At 66.0% G+C, this 22,636-nt stretch carries 23 protein-coding genes, 2 tRNA genes and 1 riboswitch; of the genes, 12 read left to right on the top strand and 13 right to left on the bottom strand.

Annotated features, from left to right (window positions below; translation table 11 throughout):
- Window positions 1-32 precede the first annotated feature (32 nt).
- Window positions 33-1,556, bottom strand: coding sequence for a UDP-N-acetylglucosamine 1-carboxyvinyltransferase (locus NG698_RS03515; protein WP_252599149.1), 1,524 nt, complete (start codon window positions 1,554-1,556; stop codon window positions 33-35).
- Window positions 1,557-1,805: 249 nt separating this feature from the next.
- On the opposite strand from NG698_RS03515, the gene NG698_RS03510 reads away from it, so the two are divergent.
- On the top strand, window positions 1,806-2,579 hold the full coding sequence (locus NG698_RS03510) for a glycoside hydrolase family 25 domain-containing protein (RefSeq protein ID WP_252599220.1): 774 nt from the start codon (window positions 1,806-1,808) through the stop codon (window positions 2,577-2,579).
- A 48-nt stretch (window positions 2,580-2,627) separates the two neighbouring features.
- Here the strand turns inward: NG698_RS03510 and NG698_RS03505 are convergent, their stop codons facing one another.
- Window positions 2,628-3,422, bottom strand: a complete 795-nt coding sequence (locus tag NG698_RS03505) for an energy-coupling factor transporter transmembrane component T family protein (RefSeq protein WP_252608064.1) — start codon at window positions 3,420-3,422, stop codon at window positions 2,628-2,630.
- On the bottom strand, window positions 3,419-4,480 hold the full coding sequence (locus NG698_RS03500; RefSeq protein WP_252608062.1) for an ATP-binding cassette domain-containing protein: 1,062 nt from the start codon (window positions 4,478-4,480) through the stop codon (window positions 3,419-3,421). Before NG698_RS03500 ends, NG698_RS03505 begins: the two co-directional genes overlap by 4 nt.
- Window positions 4,481-4,529: 49 nt before the next feature.
- On the opposite strand from NG698_RS03500, the gene NG698_RS03495 reads away from it, so the two are divergent.
- Window positions 4,530-4,610: transfer RNA gene (locus NG698_RS03495), tRNA-OTHER, on the top strand.
- Between the two features lie 29 nt (window positions 4,611-4,639).
- On the top strand, window positions 4,640-4,870 hold the full coding sequence (locus tag NG698_RS03490) for a hypothetical protein (protein WP_252608060.1): 231 nt from the start codon (window positions 4,640-4,642) through the stop codon (window positions 4,868-4,870).
- Between the two features lie 167 nt (window positions 4,871-5,037).
- Here the strand turns inward: NG698_RS03490 and NG698_RS03485 are convergent, their stop codons facing one another.
- A complete protein-coding gene (locus NG698_RS03485) occupies window positions 5,038-5,688 on the bottom strand; it encodes an ECF transporter S component (RefSeq protein WP_252599153.1) in 651 nt (216 codons plus the stop codon).
- Between the two features lie 65 nt (window positions 5,689-5,753).
- A riboswitch (TPP riboswitch) is annotated at window positions 5,754-5,895 on the bottom strand.
- Window positions 5,896-5,951: 56 nt separating this feature from the next.
- Here NG698_RS03485 and NG698_RS03480 point away from each other — a divergent pair.
- Together NG698_RS03480 and NG698_RS03475 are read left to right on the top strand one after the other, a co-directional pair.
- The gene (locus NG698_RS03480; protein WP_252608058.1) at window positions 5,952-6,494 is read left to right on the top strand and encodes a heme-degrading domain-containing protein; all 543 of its coding nucleotides are present in this window, start codon (window positions 5,952-5,954) and stop codon (window positions 6,492-6,494) included.
- Between the two features lie 41 nt (window positions 6,495-6,535).
- The gene (locus NG698_RS03475; protein WP_056341347.1) at window positions 6,536-6,799 is read left to right on the top strand and encodes a DUF4235 domain-containing protein; all 264 of its coding nucleotides are present in this window, start codon (window positions 6,536-6,538) and stop codon (window positions 6,797-6,799) included.
- Between the two features lie 114 nt (window positions 6,800-6,913).
- Here NG698_RS03475 and mnhG read toward each other — a convergent pair whose 3' ends face one another.
- The 6 genes from mnhG to NG698_RS03445 are packed head-to-tail and all read right to left on the bottom strand — an operon-like array spanning window position 6,914 to window position 13,396.
- On the bottom strand, window positions 6,914-7,336 hold the full coding sequence (gene mnhG / locus NG698_RS03470; protein WP_252608056.1) for a monovalent cation/H(+) antiporter subunit G: 423 nt from the start codon (window positions 7,334-7,336) through the stop codon (window positions 6,914-6,916).
- Complete coding sequence (locus NG698_RS03465) at window positions 7,326-7,604, bottom strand: MrpF/PhaF family protein (protein WP_056341351.1); 279 nt, start codon at window positions 7,602-7,604, stop codon at window positions 7,326-7,328. Before NG698_RS03465 ends, mnhG begins: the two co-directional genes overlap by 11 nt.
- Window positions 7,601-8,146 carry a Na+/H+ antiporter subunit E gene (locus NG698_RS03460; RefSeq protein WP_252599156.1) on the bottom strand — a complete coding sequence of 182 codons (546 nt, stop codon included), beginning with the start codon at window positions 8,144-8,146 and terminating at the stop codon, window positions 7,601-7,603. Before NG698_RS03460 ends, NG698_RS03465 begins: the two co-directional genes overlap by 4 nt.
- A complete protein-coding gene (locus NG698_RS03455; protein ID WP_252608054.1) occupies window positions 8,143-9,750 on the bottom strand; it encodes a Na+/H+ antiporter subunit D in 1,608 nt (535 codons plus the stop codon). Before NG698_RS03455 ends, NG698_RS03460 begins: the two co-directional genes overlap by 4 nt.
- Entirely contained in the window at window positions 9,747-10,337 is a 591-nt protein-coding gene (locus NG698_RS03450; RefSeq protein ID WP_252599160.1) for a Na(+)/H(+) antiporter subunit C, read from the bottom strand. Before NG698_RS03450 ends, NG698_RS03455 begins: the two co-directional genes overlap by 4 nt.
- Window positions 10,334-13,396, bottom strand: a complete 3,063-nt coding sequence (locus tag NG698_RS03445; protein ID WP_252608052.1) for a Na+/H+ antiporter subunit A — start codon at window positions 13,394-13,396, stop codon at window positions 10,334-10,336. Before NG698_RS03445 ends, NG698_RS03450 begins: the two co-directional genes overlap by 4 nt.
- A 192-nt stretch (window positions 13,397-13,588) precedes the next feature.
- Here NG698_RS03445 and NG698_RS03440 point away from each other — a divergent pair, with 192 nt between their 5' ends.
- The 3 genes from NG698_RS03440 to NG698_RS03430 all read left to right on the top strand — a co-directional run bounded on the left by NG698_RS03440 (window position 13,589) and on the right by NG698_RS03430 (window position 16,809).
- Window positions 13,589-14,992: an MFS transporter gene (locus NG698_RS03440; protein ID WP_252599163.1), complete on the top strand. Its 1,404-nt coding sequence runs from the start codon at window positions 13,589-13,591 to the stop codon at window positions 14,990-14,992.
- 147 nt (window positions 14,993-15,139) lie between these two features.
- Window positions 15,140-15,622, top strand: a complete 483-nt coding sequence (locus tag NG698_RS03435; RefSeq protein ID WP_056341364.1) for a cation:proton antiporter regulatory subunit — start codon at window positions 15,140-15,142, stop codon at window positions 15,620-15,622.
- A gap of 5 nt (window positions 15,623-15,627) precedes the next feature.
- Window positions 15,628-16,809 carry a cation:proton antiporter gene (locus NG698_RS03430; protein ID WP_252608050.1) on the top strand — a complete coding sequence of 394 codons (1,182 nt, stop codon included), beginning with the start codon at window positions 15,628-15,630 and terminating at the stop codon, window positions 16,807-16,809.
- A gap of 164 nt (window positions 16,810-16,973) precedes the next feature.
- On the opposite strand, the gene NG698_RS03425 is transcribed toward NG698_RS03430, so the two are convergent.
- Window positions 16,974-17,639, bottom strand: a complete 666-nt coding sequence (locus NG698_RS03425; protein ID WP_252608048.1) for a hypothetical protein — start codon at window positions 17,637-17,639, stop codon at window positions 16,974-16,976.
- 322 nt (window positions 17,640-17,961) lie between these two features.
- Window positions 17,962-18,537 carry a dCTP deaminase gene (gene dcd, locus NG698_RS03420; RefSeq protein ID WP_252599167.1) on the bottom strand — a complete coding sequence of 192 codons (576 nt, stop codon included), beginning with the start codon at window positions 18,535-18,537 and terminating at the stop codon, window positions 17,962-17,964.
- Between the two features lie 138 nt (window positions 18,538-18,675).
- On the opposite strand from dcd, the gene NG698_RS03415 reads away from it, so the two are divergent.
- Window positions 18,676-20,397, top strand: a complete 1,722-nt coding sequence (locus NG698_RS03415) for a CAP domain-containing protein (RefSeq protein ID WP_308293013.1) — start codon at window positions 18,676-18,678, stop codon at window positions 20,395-20,397.
- 3 nt (window positions 20,398-20,400) lie between these two features.
- Here the strand turns inward: NG698_RS03415 and NG698_RS03410 are convergent, their stop codons facing one another.
- Complete coding sequence (locus NG698_RS03410) at window positions 20,401-20,844, bottom strand: SRPBCC family protein (protein WP_058930847.1); 444 nt, start codon at window positions 20,842-20,844, stop codon at window positions 20,401-20,403.
- A gap of 252 nt (window positions 20,845-21,096) precedes the next feature.
- On the opposite strand from NG698_RS03410, the gene NG698_RS03405 reads away from it, so the two are divergent.
- From NG698_RS03405 to NG698_RS03395, 3 genes are all read left to right on the top strand, one after another.
- Window positions 21,097-21,170, top strand: a tRNA-Gly gene (locus tag NG698_RS03405).
- A gap of 148 nt (window positions 21,171-21,318) precedes the next feature.
- Window positions 21,319-21,456 (top strand): hypothetical protein, encoded by a 138-nt coding sequence (locus NG698_RS03400; RefSeq protein ID WP_167349828.1) that lies wholly within the window; start codon window positions 21,319-21,321, stop codon window positions 21,454-21,456.
- On the top strand, window positions 21,453-22,607 hold the full coding sequence (locus NG698_RS03395) for a N(5)-(carboxyethyl)ornithine synthase (RefSeq protein WP_252608047.1): 1,155 nt from the start codon (window positions 21,453-21,455) through the stop codon (window positions 22,605-22,607). Before NG698_RS03400 ends, NG698_RS03395 begins: the two co-directional genes overlap by 4 nt.
- Window positions 22,608-22,636: the final 29 nt, after the last annotated feature.

Below are 22,636 nucleotides of genomic sequence, written 5' to 3'. Positions count from 1 at the left end.
GCCAGGCGGAGGGCCGCAAGTGTACGTTCGCGTTAGTCCTGGAAGTACTCCACCTTGGCGCCGATGGTGTTGAGCCGTTCCGCCAGGTCTTCGTAGCCGCGCTCGATCACGTAGATATTCCGCAGCTCCGAAACACCCCGCGCCGCGAGCATGGCCAGCAAAAGGCAGGCGGCGGGGCGGAGCGCCGGCGGGCAGCCCACCTCGGCGGCCCGCCACTTCGTGGGGCCGTTGACGTAGATCCGGTGCGGGTCCAGCAGTTGCACCTGGGCGCCGAGCCGGTTGAGTTCGGTGAGGTAGATGGCCCGGTTCTCGTAGACCCAGTCGTGGATCATGGTCTGGCCGTCGGCGTTGGCGGCGATGACCGCGAAAAACGGCAGGTTGTCGATGTTCAGGCCCGGGAACGGCATCGGGTGGATCTTGTCCTCCGGCGCCCGCAGCTCGGACGGCTTGGTGGTCACGTCCACCAGCCGGGTGCGGCCGTTGCGCGCCACGTACTCGCCGGAAATCTCCAGCTGCTGGCCCATCTGCTCCAGCGTGGCCAGTTCGATCTCCATGAACTCGATGGGCACGCGGCGGATGGTCACCTCTGAGTTGGTGACGATCCCGGCGGTGATAAGGCTCATGGCCTCAATGGGGTCCTCGGACGGGAAATACTCAATGTCGACGTCGATGAGCGGCTGCCCGGTGATCTTCAGTGTGGTGGTGCCCACGCCGTCGATCTTCACGCCCAGCATCTCGAGGTAGAAGCAGAGGTCCTGGACCATGTAGTTGGGGCTGGCGTTGCGGATGACGGTGGTGCCACGGCGGTGCGCCGCTGCCATGATCGCGTTCTCGGTGACAGTGTCCCCGCGCTCGGTCAACACAAAGGACCGGTCGTGAGTGTCCGGCGGCGGAGCCTGCACGGCGTAGAAACCGGCAGTGGCTTCCACGGAGAGCCCGAACTGGCGCAACGCCTGCATGTGGGGCTCCACGGTGCGGGTACCTAGATCGCAACCGCCGGCATAAGGCAAGCGGTATTCCGCGGATTCGTCCAGGAGCGGGCCCAGGAGCATGATCACGCTGCGCGTGCGGCGCGCCGCGTCCACATCCATGGCTTCAAGGTCCAGGACGGCGGGGCGGCGGAGCTGGAGGTCGGTGTCGTTGAGCCACGTGCATTCGACGCCGATGCTGGTCAGGACCTCCACGATCCGGTTGACCTCTTCGATCCGGGCGAGCCGGCGCAGGACCGTGGTGCCGCGGTTGATCAGGCTGGCGCACAGCAGCGCCACACCGGCGTTCTTACTGCTGTTGACATCCACCGCACCGGACAAGGTGCGGCCGCCTTCGATCCGCAGGTGCGTCATCTGCGGTTTGCCTACTTTGACGATGCTGCGGTCGAAGATCGTTTCGAGCCGCTGGATCATCTTGAGGCTGAGGTTCTGCTTGCCCTGTTCCATCCGGGCGACGGCGCTTTGGCTGGTTCCCAGCGCGGCGGCGAGCTGGCCTTGGGTCCAGCCCTTCTCGGTCCGGGCATCCTTGAGCGTGGCGGCGATGTGCTCGGCAGTTTCCTGAGTCATAACAAAAAAATATCACAAATGAGCTATTTTATGGGATGCGAATCGGAGTGGCGCCTGAAATCCCAGCAAATACCCGATTCATGAGATAGCAGCTCCTTGATGATTGTCCTTGACCAGCCACTCGCTCGGCGGGAGACTGAAACATCGGGTTCACCCGATAACGGAAGAATGCCCTGCAGGAGGCCTGCCATGTATGGGAATGCGGCTACAGCATCCCGTGCTTTAGCGTGTGCCATCTTGTGCCTGCTTATGGCCCTTTGCGGGCTTATCGTGGCGCCGGCGTCCGTGGCCGCCCCTTCACCGGGCGAGGGCGCCGAGCAAGCACTGGGTAACGATGTCTCGTGGCCTCAGTGCAACAAGGCGCTTCCCGCCGCTTCAGCTTTCGGGATCGTGGGCGTCAACAATGGCCTGGCCAGCACCACTAACCCCTGCCTCGCCGAACTGCTCCGCTGGGCCAAAGCCATCACGGTGAACCCGACCGACCAGCCGTCCGTGGCCCTTTACGTCAACACCGCCAACCCGGGGCACGCTGGCTCCTGGTGGCCCACCAGTAACAACTACCCCGCAGCCCAAGCTGTATCCAACCCCTACGGCACCTGCAAGGACAAGGACGTTGCCCCGGCGTGCGCATACATGTACGGCTACGCCAAGGCCTACGACGACGCCTACATCCGCGGCATCAGCAGCCCCTCGGACTACCTGTGGTGGCTCGATGTTGAAACAGGCAACAGCTGGTCCCTCGACAAGAGTGCCAACCGTGCCGTCCTGGAAGGTATGACCGACTTATTTCACAGCATCGGCGCCGACGTCGGCATCTACTCCTCGGCCTATCAATGGGGACAGATCGTGGGCACCGTCAGCAACTCCAGCAACCTTTATGCCCTGCCCAGCTGGCTGGCAGGCGCCCGCACGGCCTTCGGAGCCACGGCCAACTGCTCGAATGCGCCGCTAACCCCCGGCGGCACAGTCACCCTGACCCAGTTCGTCTCCAGGGGCTTCGACTACGACCACTCGTGCATTTAGCAAGCACAGCGCGGCGTAGCCAGAATCCAGAAGCATGGCCCGCCCGGACTAACGCCAGACGAAGTTCCAGGTCCCCATCCCGGCCGCGGCAACCACAGCAGCCGCTGCGATCAGCACGCCGCCCGCCAGCACCCAGGCATCCAGCCGCGAATACGTGGATTCCCGCGCCCACGTCCTATGCCCCGCGCCAAAACCGCGCGCTTCCATGGTGATGGCCAGCCGGGACGCCCGGCGGATGGCCTGGACCAGGAGCCCGAAGCTCTGCCCGAGGGTGGCCCGCAGCCGTTGCAGCGGGCTGCCCTGCGAACCGACGCCGCGGGCCCGCCGCGCCATGCCGATGGTCTGCCACTCCTCGGCCATGAGTCCCACGAGCCGCATCGCTGCCAGCGTGCCAAGGACAAAACGGTGCGGCAGCCGGGCCTTCTGGGCCAGCGCATCGGCGAGGTCGGTGGGATCTGTGCAGGTCATGAGCAGGATCGCCGGCAGGGCAATCGCGAGCCCGCGCAGCATAAAACCGATTCCCAGCTGCAGGGAACCCTCGCTGATGGACCAGATCCCGACGTCGAGCAGCACAGCGCCGCTGTCCGCCGCGACGATCGCCGTGCTCCAGCCGCCCAGGGCTGCCGCGAGGATGAGCGGCCAGCCGCGCTGCCACAAGAGGCGCAGCGTGAGGCCGGCCAACGGAAAGAGCGCCAGTTCCGCCGCAAGCGCCACCGAGGCAGACACCCAGTCGATGGAGAGCGCCAGCACCAGGGTGATGAGGAAGACGACGGCGAACTTGGCCAGCGGGTTGGCGCGCGTCAGCAGCCCGTGGTTGTTGCGGAGGGTCAGGGCATCCCTCATGCCGCACCTGCTTCCTGGCGGGCGCCGCCGCGCGAGGCCGGGCCCAGCCGCAGTTCGGCCCCGCCCAGGACGGCGCTGAATTCCTGGTCGTGGGTCACGGAAACCACTGAGGTCCCGGCGTCGAGCAGTTCCGAGAGGAACGATGCGAGCTCGGCCCAGGTGTTGGCATCCTGGCCGAACGTCGGCTCGTCGAGCACCAGCACACGAGGGTGGGCCGCGAGGACGGTGGCCACCGACAGGCGCCGCTTTTCGCCACCGGACAGCGTGTACGGATTGGCGTCCACCAGGTGCGTCAGGCGCAGCCGTTCCAGCAGCTCATCAACCCGTTCCTCGCCATGTCCCAGATGCCGCGGACCGAACATCAGCTCGTCCAGCACACGGCCGGTGACAAACTGGTGCTCAGGCTCCTGGAAGACGGTTCCGATGCGGGAAATCAGCTGGTTGGCTTTCCATTTGAAGGGATCGATCCCGGCCCCCTCGGAAAGCTCGACGGCGGCCGACACCTTTCCCGCCACCGGCGCAAGAAGTCCGGCGAGCGTCAGCGCAAACGTTGACTTTCCGGCGCCGTTGGGCCCCGTGACGGTGAGTGCCTGGCCGGAACGGACCAGGGCCGTGATGCCCTGCTGCACCGGTACGGGCGGGATCGTCCGGAAGCCGCGGCGCCGCGGACGCTCGCGGGAGACGGCAAGGTCCTCGGCCGCCAGCAGCAGGTCACCTGAGCCTGCGGACACGCGGCGGCGGGTTGCCGGAACATAGCCCGGCACCCAGACACCCGCGCCGATCAGCATGTCCCGCGCCTCCGCAAGCACCTGGTCCGGCGGCCCGTCCAGCAGGACTGCGGACGTAGCGGGGGAAGCAGCGGAACCCGCTGCCGAGCCCGGCTGCAGCACCACAATCCGGTCCACCAGGTCCTTCCAGACGGACACACGGTGTTCCACCACAACGAGGGTGGCTCCGGTTTTGTCCAGGCAGCGGCCCACGGCGTCGCGGACTTCCAGCACGCCGGCGGGATCCAAGTTCGCGGTGGGCTCATCCAGCAGGATCAGCCCGGGCCGCATCGCGAGGATCCCGGCCAGCGCCAGGCGCTGCTTCTGCCCGCCGGACAGGGCCGACGTCGGGTGGTCCAGCGGGAGCCCGCCGGCGTTCAAACCGGCGCCGGCGCCGGCGTTCAAACCGCCGCCCCCGGCACTTCGCAGCCCGACGTCGTCGAGCGCTTCATGGACGCGGCGCCAGATCTCGTCCCGCGGAACGGCGAGGTTCTCGGCGCCGAAGGCGACGTCGTCGCCCAGGCGCGAAAGAACCACCTGCGTTTCCGGATCCTGCTGCATCAGTCCCGAGCGGCCGCGCTGCCCGCGCGGCACCACACCGTCGATCAGCAGCGAACCGGTTTCGTCGGCGTCGTCCCCTTCATCCCCCAGCACTCCTGCGAGCGCATGCAGCAGCGTTGACTTGCCCGCGCCCGATGGGCCCAGCAGCAGCACCCGCTCGCCGGGAGCGATGTCGAGGTCGAGCCCCCGGACGGCGGGGGCGGAACGTCCGGCATGCCGCCAGCCCCAGCCACGGGCGGACACCGCGGCGGGGCGTACTCCGGAAGCGCCGGCGTCGGAAGCGGTCATCAGTTGAAGACGGGCTCCGAAGCTGCCTTCCGGGATGCGAACGAGCTCAGCACGCCGGTCCTGGCCAGGCCGCGGGTGGCGATCCAGGACAGCGCGCCCGCAATCACCGCGCCGGAGATGGTGCAGAACGCGATGTACGCGAGCTTGTCGGCGGGCTCGTAGGCGATGTTCCAGCCCCACGGCAGGAACGAGTCATTGAGGCCGCAGAACAGGCCCGCGCCGGCACCGGCCAGCAGCGCGGCGATGAGGTTGTACTTCTGGTGCAGGAAGGACTTGAACCGGAAGTTGCCGTACACCAGCAGGAAGAACACCAGTTCGGCGCCCAGGCCCTGGAGGAGTCCGGAGATCAGCACGGTGGCGCCGTACTGCGAGCCCATGATGAGTTCGCCGGTGGCGGCCACCGCTTCGCAGAAGAGCGCCGCGCCGGGTTTGCGGATGATGAGCATGCCCAGCACTGCCGGGATCATCCAGCCACCGGCGATCAGGCCGGTCAGCGGGGGGTAAACGGCGTTCATGGGGGCGGAGACGATGCCGGCGCCCTGGGACCAGGCCCAGAAGATCACGCCGCCGGTGATGGCGATGAGCGCCGCCACCACGATGTCCACAACACGCCAGGTATTGCCGGTCTTTTTGATTGCTGCAGTTGTCATTTTGGTCCTCCTGAGGAACAGGAGGGGAAAGTGCCCCGGCGTGCGGCGCTGCCGCCGTTTCCGGACACTTCGAGAACTCGACTCCCTTGCGCCGGTACTAACCGGATCAGGTTCGAGGGTCTGCGGCTGTCCGCACTCTCAGCGCCCACCTGCGGTTCCCTGGCAATGCCAGTGATGTCCGACGGCGGCGCTCCCCTGTCGTAATAAATCTGCCCTGATGGGCGTGCTCCAGTTTACACCGCGGGCGGGGTAGATTGTGGGCCATGACTGCCAACAACCCGACTGTGACTGCGTTCAATCCCGATTCGACAGTGCCCCAGCCGGCGGGGCTGCTTGAGGCCCTGATTGCCCGGGTCAAAGCCGAGATCAACGAGCTGCAGTTTCCGCATTTCAGCAAGGACGACTCCCTCAACCTCGGGCTGCTCCTGGTGGAGCTGGGCAAGAGCCGGAAGCTGCCCATCGCGATCGACATCACCAAGGGTGACCAGGTCCTGTTCCACGTGGCCTTGGACGGCGCCACGCCGGACAACGAGCACTGGGTCCGGGCCAAGCAGCGCACCGCCGCCAGGTATGATATCCCGTCGCTGCTGGTGGGCCTCCGCGGCAGGCTGCACGGCGGCCGGATCGAGGACCACGGCTGGTTCGACGAGTCCACCTATGCCCCGCACGGCGGCTGCTTCCCGGTCTACGTCACCGGTGTGGGTGCAGTGGCCACGGTAACGGTCTCGGGCCTGCCCCAGCAACAGGACCATGATCTCGTGGTGGAGGCCCTGCGGGAGATTCTGGAGTCCATGCATGCGGGTTAGGCTAAAGACAATCCCGGATCCGCTCAAAAGGAGTTCAACGAATGAACCTGTTCATCAAGCTGCTCGGCACTGCAATCAGCCTCGGCGCCGGATTCGTCGGCACCAAGATGGTCAATACCGTATGGGAAAAGTCCACCGGCCGGAAGCCCCCGACCGGCAGGGATGAAGACACCCCCACGAGCCTTCGCTCGGCGCTGACGTTCGCGCTCATCTCGGCCTCGGTCAGCACTATCATCCAGGTGCTCGCCAACCGCGGCACGCAGCGGGCCATCACCCGCTTCGCCAAGTCCCAGGACATCGTCTGACCGCATCACCATCCCCTGAGTTTCACCGTCCAGCTAATCGGTTCAAACCGGCCGAGATGCCCGCAGTATCTGGAAGGTGAACTCACAAGGGACGCTGGGGGCTGCGCGTGACGCTCAGTCCCGCCGGCCGCCGTCAGACGCTTCATCCCTGGACGACTCATCCCGGGCCGACTGGGCCGCCTTCTGAACCACGGCCTCGAGTTCATCGGAGCTGAGCAGCTCGCGGTGCAGGTGTTTGGTGCGGTACCCGGCGCGGCCCACCATATGGGCGGAAATCGGCACCGTCAGCAGCTGGAAAATCCAGGCCACCAGCAGCACCGGCCACACCCACCAGCTGCGCAGCTGCAGGCCGATCGCCGCCAGGAGCAGGAACAGACCCAGCACCTGGGGCTTGGTGGCCGCGTGCATGCGGCTCAGCAGATCCGGGAAGCGGAGCAGGCCCACAGCGGCGGCGAGCGACATAAGGGCACCCACCACCAGGAACACCGCCGAGACGGTGTCGATGACATTGTCAACCACGCTGGCCTCAGGATTCATTGGCTTGCTCCCGCCGGTCGGCCACGAAGCGCGCAACGGTCACCGAACCGATGAAGCCAACCACGGACAGCGCCACCAGCAGCATCAGGTTGTTCAGGTGCCGGTTAACGGCCATGTCGATGCACAGGGCAGCGCCGAGGATTGCGAGCAGGACGTCGGAGGCCAGCACCCGGTCCAGCAGCGACGGGCCGCGGGAGATCCTGATGATGGCTCCTGCCGCCGCCAGCGAAAGAATGACTGCCGTGACAGCCAGGACGGTCTGCATCATGCTGCGGCCTCCTGCCGGATTGCTTCGAGTTCTTCGCGGGTGCCCATGATCCTGATCAGGCCCGCTTCGATGGAGCGGACTTCCTTGCGCAGGCTTTCCACTTCTTCCGGGCTGCTGACGTTGAGCGCGTGGAGGTAGAGGGTGGACGTTGACCGGTCCACTTCCACCACCAGGGAGCCCGGGATCAGCGAGATCACGTGCCCGGTGGCGGTGACCATCAGGTCCTGGTGGCTCCGCAACGGAACAGCGACGACGGCGTTGATGACCCGCGGGCCGCGGACCGCCGCCAGGTACATGACCTCGACGCTGGCTGCCGCCACCCTGCCCAGGAAACGCAGGGCAAATGGCACTGCATAAAGAATGTTGAACCGGCCGCTGAGTTCCACCGGCGGCAGATAGAATATCCGGGCCACGAGCACCGCCAGCAACGCGCCGAAGAGCAGGTTGCCGGGGCTGAAGTCCTGCCACAGGGCGCCCCAGACAAGCACCAGCCATACCAGCAGGGGCAGTTCCTGGCGGAGGGAAATCCGGCGGCGGCTCATTTGCCCCCACCGTTTTTCAGGGCCAGCGGGGGAACGTCCGTGTCCTCGCCCAGCACGGCCTGGATGTAGGCGGACCGGTCCAGCATTTCGTGGGCGGCCTGGTCCGAGACTGTGAACAGCGGGCCCGCGAAAACAGTGAGCGAGACGCCCAGGACCACCAGGCCCAGGGTTGAGCCCACCATGGTGCGGGGCAGCAGCGTGACGTTCTTGCGGCCGGCCCGGCTGCCGGTGTCCGAATCCTCCGGCTCGGCCCGCAGGACGGGGTCCGGGTGCTCGGCGTCCGAGGGCTTGCGCCAGAAGGCGCGGTTCCAGACGCGCGCGACGGCCAGCAGGGTCAGGAGGCTGGTGACCACACCGCCGATCACCAGGGCGTAGGCCAGGGGTGTGCCCAGTTCGATGCCCGCCTGGATGAGCCCCACTTTCCCCAGGAAACCGGAGAACGGCGGGATCCCGGCAAGGTTCATGGCGGGGATAAAGAACAGCAGGGCCAGGATGGGTGACAGCTTGGCGAGGCCCGCCAGCCGGTCCACGGATGAACTGCCGCCACGGCGTTCAATCAGCCCGGTGACCAGGAACAAGCTTGTTTGGATGGTGATGTGGTGGGCCACGTAGAACACGGCGGCACCCAGTCCGGCCACCGAAGACATGGCCAGGCCGAACACCATGTATCCGATGTGGCTGACCAAGGTGAAGGACAGCAGACGCTTGATGTCGCTCTGGGCCAGGGCGCCCAGGATTCCCACCACCATGGTCAGCAGCGCCGCCACCATCAGCGGCGTGTCCAGGCTGTCACCGGGAAACAGCAGGGTTTCGGTACGCACCATCGCATAGACGCCCACCTTGGTCAGCAGGCCCGCGAACACGGCCGTGACCGGCGCAGGGGCGGTGGGATAGGAGTCCGGCAGCCAGAAGGACAACGGAAAAACGGCCGCCTTGATGCCGAAGGCCACCAGGAGCATGACATGGAGCAGGGTGCGGGTTCCTTCGTCCAGGTCCGCGAGCTTGACGGCGAGATCGGCCATGTTCACGGTGCCGGTGGCCCCGTAAACCATGGCGATGGAGATCAGGAACAGCACCGAGGACACCACGGACACCACCACGTAGGTGACGCCGGCGCGGATGCGGGGGCCGGTCCCACCCAGGGTCATCAGGACATAGCTTGCCGTCAGCAGGATTTCGAAGCCGACATAGAGGTTGAAAAGATCCCCGGACAGGAACGCGTTGGACACTCCGGCCACAAGGATGAGGTAGGTGGGGTGGAAGATCGACACCGGGGCGTCCCGGTCGCCGTCGGCCATTCCCTGCCCGGTGGCGTAGACCAACACAGCGAGGCTAATGGCCGACGACACCACGAGCATGAGGGACGAGAACTGGTCCACCACCATCGTGATGCCCCACGGCGGCAGCCAGCCACCGATGTTCACGGCAGCCGTTCCGCCGTCCCACACCGACGCCAGCAGCAGGCACTCCAGCAGGAGCGTCAGGGACAGCACGCCGATGCTCACCGCGCGCTGCGCGCGGGAGTGCCGGATCAGCAGGAAGGCCAGGGCGGCACCGAGGATGGGAAGTACGACGGCGAGCGGGGCAAAGCTTGCCATGTTCACTTCACACCTCCTTCGGGACCAGGGGTTACGTTCTGCGAGCCGGGTTGCTCTTCGGCGGCGGCGTCCCGGGCAGAAATCTCCTTGGCACCGGCGGTGACGGAACCGGCCTCATCCGGGCCGTCCGCCGCCGTGGGGTGATCTGAGACCGTGCTCCCGTCGCCGCCCAGCATGGTTAGGGGAAACTCGGAAGTTTCGGCCGGGATCGGGGTGTCGTCCTCGGCGTCGAAGCGGGGCGTCTCGGCGACGCGGAGGTCCTCGATGTCGTCCTGGATCTCGTCCTGGCGGGCCAGGACCCACGTGCGGTAGATGATGCCGAGCATAAAGGCCGTCACGGCGAAGGAGATCACGATCGACGTGAGGATCAGGGCCTGCGGCAGCGGGTCCGCGTACTCATGCGCGCCGGTGGCCTTGTTGTACAGGGGCGCCAGGCCGGCATAGCCGCCGGTGGCCAGGATCAGCAGGTTGGTGGCGTTGGCCAGCAGCATCAGCCCGAGCAGCACCCGGGTGAGGCTGCGTTCCAGGATCAGGTAGATGCCGCACGCATACAGGGCACCCATCACGGTCAGCAGGGTCAGGTTGACGCTCATCCTTGGCCCCTCGCGGTGGTTTCGGCGGGGACACCCACGGGTTCCTCGGCGTGCACGTCGGCCTGCACCTCGGTAGCGGCAGGAGCGTCGTCCGCTGGCGCGTCCTCGGCAGGCGCAGTTCTTTGCTCTTCAAAGTGTTCGTCGATCTCGGAGCCCAGGCTGCGCAGGACGTCCAGCACCAGGCCGATCACCACGATGTAGACGCCGATGTCGAAGATGGTGGATGTGACGAACTTGATGTCCCCGAACACCGGAAGCCAGAGTTCGATGATGGCGGTCTGGAATACCTGGCCGCCCAGCAGCAGCGGCACCACACCGGACGCCGCCGCAGTGGCGAGCCCGATCCCCAGCAGCGTTCCGGCGCCGACGGGCGTGGCCTCGCGCAGTTCGAACCGGCCGCCGGCCAGGTAGCGGATGGCCAGGGCAAGTCCGGCAGTCAGGCCGCCGGCGAAGCCGCCGCCGGGCAGGTTATGGCCGGCCAGGAGGAGGTAGAGCGAGAAGATGATCAGGGAGTGGAAGATCAGCCGCGTGACCACTTCAAAGATGATGGAACGCCGTTCCGGTGCCAGCGTGCGCCCCGCCACGATCCAGGCGTCCCGGGCGGAGGCGGCGAATTTGCGGCTGATGGCCAGGTCCGCGGCTTCCCGCGACCCGGGATCCACAGCGACCTGGCGGCCGACGCTGCCCTCGGCAATAGTTTCAGAGACCCTGGTCCGGTCGCCGCGGCCGCGGACGAAGATGAGGCTGGCAACACCTGTGGCGGCCAGGGCAAGGACGGATATTTCACCGAAAGTGTCCCAGGCGCGGATGTCCACCAGGGTCACGTTGACGATGTTCAGCCCGCCGCCGCCTTCATAGGCAAGACGCGGGAATTCCAGGGACACTGGGACGGCCACCCGGGCGCCCATGGCGTGGATGGCGGCGAAGACCATGGTGACGCCGAACGCCGCCCCGATGATCACGCGGATCACCCGGTACTTGCCGCCGGTCCGGTCGCGGAGTTCCGCGGGCAGGCTGCGCATGGCCAGGACAAAGGCCACCAGGATGATGGTTTCCACAAGCATCTGCGTGAGGGCCAGGTCCGGCGCGCCCTGGAGCGCGAACATCAGGGCGATCCCGTATCCGGTGACGGACACCATCAGCACAGCGAGGAACCGTTTGTTGGCCTTGACCGCGGCCAGCGCGCCGATCACAATTCCCGCCCCGACCACGGGCTGCAGCGGCGAGTAGGGATCGATGAAGTACAGGTTGTCCGGAAGCGGCTTGCCCGCCAGCACCATGGCGGTCAGCGGCAGCGCAAACGCCATCGTGAGGATCACGGCGAGGTAGAAGTACAGGGAACCACGCTGCGTGCGGCCCGTAATCCAGACCGCAGTGTCGTCCAGGGCGCCGATGGTGAGCTGGTACATGCGGTCGCCGTCGATCCAGCCGGGAACGCGGGACTGCGCGCGGGCCACCAGGTTCCGTCCGAAGTACATCGCCAGGCCCAGGGCAAACGTGAGGGCGGTCAGTCCCAGGGCGGGGGTGAAACCGTGCCACAGCGCAAGGTGGCCGGCCTGCTCGGCCGGTGTGCCGGCGCCGGACGCGGTGGAGGCGAACAGCGCGGCGTAGGGCTGGACCCAGGCGTCCACCGACGCCGGCCAGAGGCCGTAGACGATGCTGAGGACGCTGAGGACGGCCGGGGCCGCCAGGAAGGAAGGCTTGACCGCCTTGAACATTGTCCGCTCAATCCCGGGCTTCACCGCGAACGCTCCCCACATAAAGCGTGCGCTGTAGGCGAACGTGAGAACGGACCCGAGGACGATGCCCACGAGCACCACCATGCTCCAGGCCTCGCCGCCGGAAGCGTGGTGGACAAAGGCTTCAAGGACTGATTCCTTGGCCACAAATCCGGCGAGCAGCGGGACGCCGGCCATCGAGGCGGCACCGATGCCGGCCACAATTCCGAGCGCCCGGGACTGCCGGAACACGCCGGAAAGCTGGCGCACATCGCGGGTACCGGCCTGGTGGTCGATGATGCCCACCACCAGGAACAGGGTGGCCTTGAACAATCCGTGGGCGAGGAGCATCGCGAGGCCGGCGAGGGCCGCGTCCGGCGTGCCCAGCCCCACAACCATGGTCAGGAAACCCAGCTGGCTGACCGTGCCGTAGGCCAGGATGAGCTTGATGTCGGTCTGCCGGAGCGCCCGGTAGCCGCCAACCAGCATGGTGGCCAGGCCCAGGCCCAGCACAATGGACTGCCAGTAGGCGGTGTCGGAAAATCCCGGGGCCAGCCGCGCCACCAGGTAGATCCCGGCCTTCACCATCGCCGCGGCGTGGAGGTACGCGCTCACCGGGGTGGGGGCCGCCATGGCTCCCGGAAGCCAGAAGTGGAAGGGAACCAGCGCGGACTTGCTGATGGCGCCCGCCAGGATAAGTACGACGGCGGCGGCCACGATTCCTCCGGAAGGTCCGCTGATCAAGGTGGGAGCCTGCGCCAGGATCGCCGAAATCCGGTACGTGCCGGCACTGTGGCCCAGCATAATCAGGCCCACCAGCATGGCCAGCCCGCCCGCTGTGGTGACCATCAAAGCTTGCAGCGCAGAACGGCGGGCCGCCAGCCTGGTGCGGGCGAAGCCGATCAGCAGGTAGGACAGGATGGTGGTGAGTTCCCAGAAAATGAACATCAGAAGAAGATCGTCAGCGATCACCAAGCCGAACATCACTCCCGCGAAGGCGAGGAACTGGGCGCCGAAGCCTCCGAGGTCCTGGTCCTTGAGGCTGAAGTACCGCGCGCAATAGACGAGCACCAAGGCGCCGATGCCCAGGATAAGGAGCGACATCACCCAGGCAAGGGGATCGAGCCGGAAGGCGAATTCAAGATCCAGCCCGGGGATCCACGGGAAGACTTCCGAGACCGCGCCGACGTCCGAGTACACGGCGCCGTGCTGGAACAGCAGCCAGCCAAACGAAACGGCAGGAACAGCGGCCAGCGCATAAAAAGCGTTGCGGCCCCATGCCCTGAAGAGAAACGGCGCCACGGCAGCCACCGCAAAGTGCACGGCAAGGACTGTGATCACTGGTAGCTCCGCAACGTCAGGGATTCGATTGTCAAAAGTCAGGGCAGGCGGTCATTCGTCAGGTTCGGTGGCCACAGTTTATCAAGGCACCACTGACACTTTTCCCGCACCGGACCGTGGGTCCCTGGAATTTCGCCGGTGTCCGGCGTACCATCTCCGCGATGTTCGCCAGGGGCGGATACGATTCAGCCTATGAACACCGCAAGCGCTCCTGAGGCCATGCAGCCGTCATCGGAACTCGCGTCCGGAACCCAGGCCACCGGCAAGGGCCGAGTCCTCGCCTGGGCCGCCTGGGACTGGGGATCTGCGGCCTTCAACGCGATCATGACCACCTTCGTTTTCACCGTCTACCTCACCTCCAATGCCTTCGGCGGCAAAGATCAGGCTTCGGCCGTTCTTGGCGGTGCGCTGGCCGTTGCGGGGATCGCCATCGCGCTGCTCGCTCCGGTGACCGGGCAGCGCTCGGACAACGGCGGGCGCCGCAAGCTGTGGCTGGGGGTCAACACGGCCGCCGTCGCCATCCTGACGGGCCTGTGCTTCTTTGTGTTCCCGCGGCCGGAGTTCCTGCTGCTGGGCGTTTCCCTGATCGCGCTGGGGAATGTGTTCTTTGAGTTCGCCGGGGTCAACTACAACGCCATGCTGGCCCAGATCTCCACGCCGAAGAACATCGGCAAGGTCAGCGGGTTCGGCTGGGGCATGGGCTACCTGGGCGGCATTGTGGCCCTGCTGATTGTGCTGCAGCTGTTTGTGCAACCGAGCTTCGACTGGTTCGGCGCCTCCACCGAGGACAGCCTGAACATCCGGCTGGTGGCCGTGTTCTCCGCCCTGTGGTTCTTCATCTTTGCCCTGCCGGTGCTGTTTGCTGTCCCGGAGCTGCCGCGGCCGGAGCGGGCCCAACCGTTGGGCGTCCTGGCCTCCTACCGCCTGCTGATCCGCCGGATCAAGGCAATCTACGCCACCAGCCCGCACACCATTTACTTCCTCCTGGCCAGCGCAGTGTTCCGGGACGGCCTCGCGGCCGTGTTCACCTTCGGCGGGATCATCGCGGCCGGCACGTTTGGCTTCGAATTGTCCCAGGTCATCTTCTTTGCCATCTTCGGCAATGTGGTGGCGGCCGTGGGCGCCATCATCGGCGGGTTCCTGGACGATCGTGTAGGGCCCAAGGCCGTGATCATGGGTTCCCTGGTGGGGCTGCTGGTCGCCGGGACCATGATCCTGGTCCTCGGCAACGAAAACTACATCTTCTTTGGCACGGCGTGGGCCGGCAGCACCACCTTCTGGGTCTTCGGGCTGTTCCTGTGCCTGTTTGTGGGGCCTGCCCAGTCCTCGTCGCGGGCATACCTGGCCCGGCTGGCACCCCACGGCGAATCCGGCGAGCTGTTCGGCCTTTACGCCACCACCGGGCGTGCCGTCAGCTTCCTCGCTCCGGCGCTGTTCACCCTGTGCATCACGCTGGCCACTCCCCTGGTTGCGCCCGGCGAGGCCCAGCGCTGGGGAATCCTGGGCATCATGGTGGTGCTGCTCGCCGGCCTGCTGGTCCTGCTCCCGGTAAAGTCGCCGGACAAGACCGCCATCGCCGTCGTTCCAGCCTCCTAGCGCGAACGGACACTTAAGCCCCACCCCCTTGAAGCGCGAACGGGCAGCAGATGACCTCAAATCCGGGGTCTGACGTCATCTGCTGCCCGCTCGCGCCGCCTTCGGCACCCCCGCCCGAAACCGGCCTGCAAAGACTAGGCTGGTGGTATGAACGTGGACGAGACTGACCTCCCCGGCCTGGGCCGGCGGAAGGACTTCATGACGACTTCCGGCCGCCGCATCGGCGTCGTGGAGCTGCGCGAGGGCACGATGGAACTCATCGTTTCCACTTGGGACGATCCCGACACCTGCCAGGCGTCGATTCCCCTGACCGGCGATGAGGCCGCCACCCTGGGTAACCTCCTGGGCGGGCAGCACCTTGCCATGAAGCTGACTGAAGAGCACCGGGAGATCCCGGGCATCGTGACCCGGCAGTTCTCCATCGCCCCGGAATCCCCGTTCCAGAACCAGCCCATGGGGAAGGCCTGCATCCGCACCCGCTGCGGTGTCTCGATCGTGGCGATCATGCGTGAAGGCGAAGTGCTCCCGTCGCCGGGACCCGACGTCGTACTTCACTCCGGTGACCTCCTCGTTGCAGTTGGAACGCAAGAAGGCCTCGATTCGGCGGCCGATATCCTGCGCAACGGCTGAGCGTCATGGACCCGCTGGCCCTGACCCTCATTGAACTGGGGGCCGTTGTGTTCTGTCTCGGCCTCCTGGCCAGGCTGGCCGGACGGATCGGAATGTCACCCATACCGCTCTACCTCGTTGGCGGCCTCGCCTTCGGCGCAGGCGGCGTGGTCAAGCTCGAAGGTATGCAGGAATTCGCACATCTCTCCGGCGAAATCGGCGTGATCCTGCTGCTGCTTATGCTCGGTTTGGAATATACGGCTGCCGAGCTTTTCACCGGTCTGCGCAGGTCCTGGCAGGCCGGTGTTCTTGACCTGGTGCTGAATTTCATCCCCGGCGCGGCACTGGCGCTCCTGCTCGGCTGGGGAGCGGTGGGCGCCATGGTTATGGGCGGCGTCACGTACATATCGTCCTCAGGGATCGCTGCCAAGGTCATCACGGACCTGGGCCGGATCGGTAACCGCGAGACCCCCGTGGTGCTGTCCATCCTGGTGTTCGAGGACCTGGCCATGGCTGTGTACCTGCCCATCCTCACCGCCACCCTCGCGGGTGTGAGCTTCCTGGGCGGGCTCACCACGGTAGCAATCTCGCTGGCGGTGGTCACCGTCGTCTTAATGGTGGCGCTGCGGCACGGCCACCGTGTATCAAAAGCGGTGCACAGCGAAAACTCCGAAGTATTCCTGCTCAACCTGCTCGGTGCCGCACTGCTGGTGGCCGGCGTCGCGTCCGCCCTGCAGGTTTCGGCCGCAGTGGGCGCGTTTATGTTGGGCATCGCGATCTCGGGGGCTACCGCCCACAGCGCCACCCGGATCCTGGAACCGCTGCGGGATCTCTTTGCGGCCATCTTCTTTGTGGCCTTCGGGCTCAACACAGACCCGTCGACCATCCCGCCGGTACTCGGCTGGGCTCTGATCCTGGCGGCCATCACTGCCACTACCAAGATGCTCACGGGCATCTGGGCTGCCAAGCGGGCCGGAATTGCACGCCCGGGCCGCTTCCGTGCAGGCGCCGCCCTGATAGCCCGCGGCGAGTTCTCCATCGTTATCGCCGGCCTGGCCGTGGCGTCGGGCGTGGTCCCGGACGATGTCGCCGCCCTGGCAACCGCCTACGTGCTGATCATGGCCGTCCTCGGGCCGCTGGCCGCGCGCTATGTGGAACCGGTGCTCAAGGCGTTCGGCGGGCCTGTCCGGTTGGCCGCGAAGGCGTAGGCCACCACACTCCCCGCACCGAGACGTGAGATCCCGGCGCTATAACGGACCGTTGGCGCCGAGACCTCACCCCTCGATCCGCCATCCCGCCCGAGCAAGGGAGTCCAGTACCCGGTGGGCGCATCCGTCGAAGCCCCACTGGCGTACATGCCCGGCTGTGACAGTCACCGATGCCCAGCCGATGGCCGCGATGGACTCGTCCCGCCGGATGTCTGACTCACGCTGCGTTCTTCCAATTGATGCCGGCCATCGTAATTAACGGCCACCTTGAAGTCCGGAAACGCCACGTCTGGCCAGGCAAGTTCCCACCCAGTAGCGTCCTGCACCACGTACCTCAGCGCGGGTTCCGGCAGTCCGAGCCTTCCGATGGCCAGCCGCAGCCGGGTCTCCGGCGCGGAATCGGCCCCGACCCGGCACAGTTCCAGAGCCTGCCTGGCTTTCCGGAAACCGCGGGCGCCCGGGGTGGAGTGGACCTGCTCAAGAAGGTCCCCGAGTGAACACAGCGCGTCCTTCTTAGGCCCGAAGCTCCTCGATTGGCTGCAGATGAAGTAGTCCGCCGCCACCAAATCCTCCAAGTCCAGGACCGCGGCCAAGTCCAGCCACGTCCGCGCAGGGCAGGTGACCGGGACGCCGTCGAGTTCCCCCATATCCTGGCTGCGAAGGCCCAGCCGGTGACCGGATACCCCCTTGCGCACCGGCCGGGCGCCTCCGCCGATCTTCGCCAAGTGGATTTTCAGCTCGTTCTGAAGTGCCAATGGCAGCGGGCAGCCCCACAGCAGCGCCGCGGTGGCCAGACAGCAGACGAGACCGGGAGAGAGTGTGGCCAGCAATGCGCAGGTGTGGTGAAGAGGCTGCGACGCACCCCAGGGAACCCGTACTCCGCGGCTTGCCACGCGGAGATCACGCCGCCATGCACGCGCAGCGGGGACGCCGGCGTGGACCTGCTCATGAAGGGTCAAGGAACGTCCAGCGAAGTGGTCCGGAAGAGGTGAGGGCTGCCGCATGACCTATTGTTGGCACAGCCGGGCTGCCCCAACCCGGTTATCCACAGAGTGGAGGAGTAGTGGTTCCCAAGCTGCCGCACCGAGAGGTTAGATCTCGGCGCCAAGACGGACGGTTAGAGCCGAGACCTCACCCCTCGATGGAAAAGGCTCAGACCTTCGTGCGGTGGAAGTTCAGGTGGCTGCGGCTGGCTGTCGGCCCGCGCTGGCCCTGGTAGCGGTTGCCGTATTCGCCGGAACCGTACGGGAACTCAGCAGCAGAGGTCAGCCGGAAGAAGCACAGCTGGCCGATCTTCATGCCGGGCCAGAGCTTGATGGGCAGCGTGGCCATGTTGGACAGCTCCAGCGTGACGTGGCCGGAAAACCCCGGATCAATGAACCCGGCCGTGGAGTGCGTCAGCAGGCCCAGACGGCCCAGGGACGACTTACCTTCCAACCGCGCAGCAATGTCGTCCGGCAACGTGACGGCCTCGTAGGTGGAACCAAGGACAAACTCGCCGGGGTGCAGGATGAACGGCTCACCGCTCTCCACCTCCACAAGCCGCGTCAGCTCGGGCTGCTCTTCGGCGGGGTCGATGTGCGCGTACTTATGGTTGTCGAAAAGTCGGAACAACCGGTCGATCCGCACGTCCACCGAGGATGGCTGGACCATCGCGGGATCGTACGGTTCGAGGACGATCCGTTGGGTGTCTAGTTCGGCACGAATGTCGCGGTCAGAGATCAGCACCGTCCCAAATTACTATGCGTTGTCCACAGCGCACACTTTTTCGTTGTTGCTGTCGCCTAGTGGGGCTAATGTTGCCTCAGCATGTCAGCCGCCGGATGGTCTCCCGGTTGGTACAACTGAACTGATCTGGGGTTGGTTTTGAATAAATTTGCGGCGCCCGCCGTTGTGGCCATGTTGTGCGCGCTCGCCCTCGTGTCCCCGGCCGCCGGCATGTATTCCGGCCCGCCGGAGAATGCGCCGTCCGTCCAGGCTGGTGCCTTTGGACCGCGCACGGTCACGTTGGGACCGTCGGGAACAGCGGACGACGGCGGCGCGCCCGACGTTGAGACCGGCACCGGTTCCCCGCTCGCCCCGGCCGTGGAACCGGTGATCACACCGGCATCACCCGCCGGAGAAGGCACGTCAGGGACCGCAGCGGCGCCGCCGACGGCGACGGTGGCTGCCCCCGAGACCGCCACCTCCGAGCCCCTCGCCCCCGAGCCGCCTTCCCTGCCACCCCTCTGGGCCCCCGACGCGGAACTGAGCCAGAACAAAACCGCGGCTCCCACCCCGCCGACCCCCGCAACGGAATCCATCACTACCGAATCCCTTGGCACCGAGGCCCTGGTGCCGGACAGCAACACGGCCGCCATCCTCACGGTTTTCAACGAAATCAACAATTACCGGGCGGCCAACAGCCTGGCCCCGGTCAAGTACCACCCCACGGTGGCCGGCATGGCGCAGGAATGGTCCGACAGCATCGCGTCCCGGGACGTCATTGAGCACCGCGCCAGTTTCTGGACCGATCCCCGCGCCCTGAGTCCGAACAATGGCGCCGGCGAGGTCATTGCCATCCGCACGGACCGCAACGCGGCGCAGTTGGTGGAGTGGTGGAAAAACTCCGAGGGCCACAACGCCATGCTGCTAGACCCGCGCTTCAACGTCATGGGCGCCGGGATCTCGTACACGAACAATCTGTACACCATCTGGGGTGTGGTGAACTTCTTCGGCTACACCACCCTGCCCGCCGGCACCGTCACCTCCCCTGGAGGCAGCTCCGCCGGCGGGGGCGCCTTCCCCGCCCCAACGCCAACCGTGTGCGACCCCGCCGTCAAACACATGCCGCCCACCCTGGATTTAGGCAGCGCGGCCATCACCAGTGCCGCTGATCTGGTGACCATCAACGCCTCAGGCCAGCTCATCAACCGCCCCTCCACAGGGAACAGGACCTTTGGTGCTGCCAAGGTCATCGGCTCCGGTTTCGGAACGGCCAAGGAAGTATTCACCACGGACTGGGACCGCGACGGCGCCTATGACCTCCTGACGCAGTGGAACGACGGACGGCTGACGCTCCACCGGGGTATCGCTACCGGAGGGTTCCAAACCTCGTTCACGCTGGGCTCGGGCGGCTGGGCGACGTTGACACTGGCCGTCGGCGGCTGGTGCGCCAACAACCGGCTCCCCCAATTGGTCGCCCTGGATACCGCCGGCAACCTGTACCTCTACCCGAACGTGGGCCTGGCGGACATGTCATCACGCACAACCATGGCCACGGGAGTATCGGCCAGGAAGCTGAGCATGGTGGACTATGACGCCGACGGTTTCCAGGATCTCCTGGCCATTAGGTCCGACGGCGGTGTGCAGCTTTACCGCGGAGCTGGCACTCCGGCGCCACGCGTCGAAGCCCGGCTCACCGTCACCACCGGCTGGCAAGACGTCACCGGGATCCGTCCGCTGCGCGACGTGACAGCCCTGAATTCCACGGGGGTCGCGCTCCGCCGGGCCAACGATGTGGTGCAGTACTGGGACCTGAGCAGCGGAAGCCTTGCGTCGCCGTCGAACATTACCGGCAGCTGGGCGGGCCAGCGGCTGGCGCAGTAGCCCTCAGGCGGCCGTCCGCACTTCCAGGACATCTTTGAGCCGTGCGAGCTGGGACACTTCGGCCCTGATGGTGCGCTGGATGCCGGTATTCATCAGGCCCAGGAGGCCTTTGGGCTGGTACTCGAGGGCGAACCTGACGCGGGTGCCGGCCGGTTCGGTGCTGAGGTAGTACCCGCCGGTGGGCTGCGACGGTCCCGAGATCACACGGAACTGGATCTCGGCGCCCGGCCTGGCCTGCGTTATTTCGAAGTCGGCGGGGATTGTCCGTCCTGACCGGCCCGTGGTCGTCTGCCGGTAAACGGCGCCCTTGGTTCCGGCAGCACCGGACATCAAGCCGATGCTGCGGATGCCCTTGCGCCATAGGGGAAGGTTCATTCCGTCCACCAGGAACGCGTACACGGTCATTGCGTCGCACCGGATAAGCACCTCGTGCTCTGCAAATACCATGGGAGTCCTTAGTTAGCGGCTGGTCAGGTGGTAGCCCGCCCCACCCCCATGACACCGCAGCTAACGGGTTCAGAGTAGCCACTCGGCCCGCCCCGGACCTAGCCACCGACGGCGCCGTTATTGAAGAGTTACTGGATGACGCGGCCGGTAGCGGCCATCCCGGCGGACACGGGTCCAGTGCGTGGTCACGGTTGCTGGCGCGTGATCGCATCTGCGCTAAGCTAAGTTCTGCCCCGCTCAAAACGGGGCGATGCGGCTGTAGCTCAATGGTAGAGCGCTAGCTTCCCAAGCTTGATACGCGGGTCCGATTCCCGTCAGCCGCTCCAATGTTTCTCACTACCGTTTTCGCACCACAGCAGCGGGCGCGCCGGCGCGGCGAATCCCACTCCAAACGGCCATCACCCGGGGGCCGTTAGGCCCAGCCGTGTATCGTCAGAAGTCAGGAACCTCTTCGGTTCCGCTACAGGAGCAATCATGGCTGACAAGTCCCCGCGTCAAGCAGCATCCAAAAAAGCCGGCAAGTCCATCAAGGAAAAGCGCGCCGACAAGCGGGCCGCCGGAGCGCCGGCCACCTCCCTGGACATCACGTCCAAGGCCGCAAAAAAGAAGTGAGTGGCCAACAGAGCCACCTGACCCTCGGCGTCCTGGCATCCACCCGGAAACCGGACGAACGCCGCCTCCCCATCCACCCCCTGCATTTCGAGCGGATCGCTCCGGAACTGCGCCAGCGCATCATCCTGGAGCAGGGCTACGGTGAGCGCTTCGGCGTCTCGGATGACCAGCTCTCAACCCTCGTGGGCAAAATGGCCACCAAGGAAGCGCTGCTTGCGGAGGCCGACGTCGTACTCCTGCCCAAGCCACAGCCTGAGGACCTCGCGGAACTGCGCGACGGCCAGATCCTCTGGGGCTGGCCGCACTGTGTCCAGGACCGCGCCATCACCCAGCTGGCCATCGACAAGAAGCTCACGCTCATCGCCTTCGAAGCGATGAACCACTGGGCGAGCGACGGCGGATTCGGGCTACACGTGTTCCACAAAAACAACGAGCTGGCCGGCTACTGCTCGGTGCTTCATGCGCTCTCGCTCACCGGCTCTACGGGTGATTACGGCCGCCGGCTCAGTGCCGTGGTGATCGGCTTCGGCGCGACCGCCCGCGGCGCCGTGACCGCGCTGAACGCGCATGGCATCCACGACGTTCAGGTGCTGACCAACCGCGGAGTTGCGGCGGTTGGTGCCCCGATCCACTCGGTCAACATCGTCCAGTTTGATCACGACGACAAGGCCCCCTTCCTGAGCCAGGTCATCACCGAGCGGGGCCGGGTACCGCTGGCGCCGTTCCTGGCCGAGAGCGACATCGTGGTCAACTGCACGCTGCAGGATCCGAACAATCCGCTGACTTATTTGCGGACTGAGGACCTCGCGGCGTTCAGCCCGGGCAGCCTGATCGTGGACGTTTCGTGCGACGAGGGAATGGGCTTCAGCTGGGCGCGCTCCACCACGTTCGCAGAACCGATGTTTACCATGGGCGACCACATCAACTATTACGCGGTGGACCACAGCCCGTCCTACCTCTGGAATTCCTCCAGCTGGGAGATCAGCCAGGCCCTGCTGCCGTTCCTTGAGACAGTCATCGGCGGCCCCGCGGAGTGGGACCGTAACGAAACCATTTCCCGCGCCATCGAAATCCGCGAAGGCGTGGTCCTCAACAAGGACGTGCTGGAGTTCCAGCGGCGCGAGGCCGAGTACCCGCACCTGCCGGCGTAGGCTCTGCCGCCTTGGGCCGCGGCGTAGGT

The organism is Pseudarthrobacter raffinosi, from assembly GCF_023913735.1.
GTDB lineage: Bacteria > Actinomycetota > Actinomycetes > Actinomycetales > Micrococcaceae > Arthrobacter > Arthrobacter raffinosi.
The sequence above is the reverse complement of the archived record's forward strand: the minus strand, read 5'-3'. Positions and strand labels throughout refer to the sequence as shown.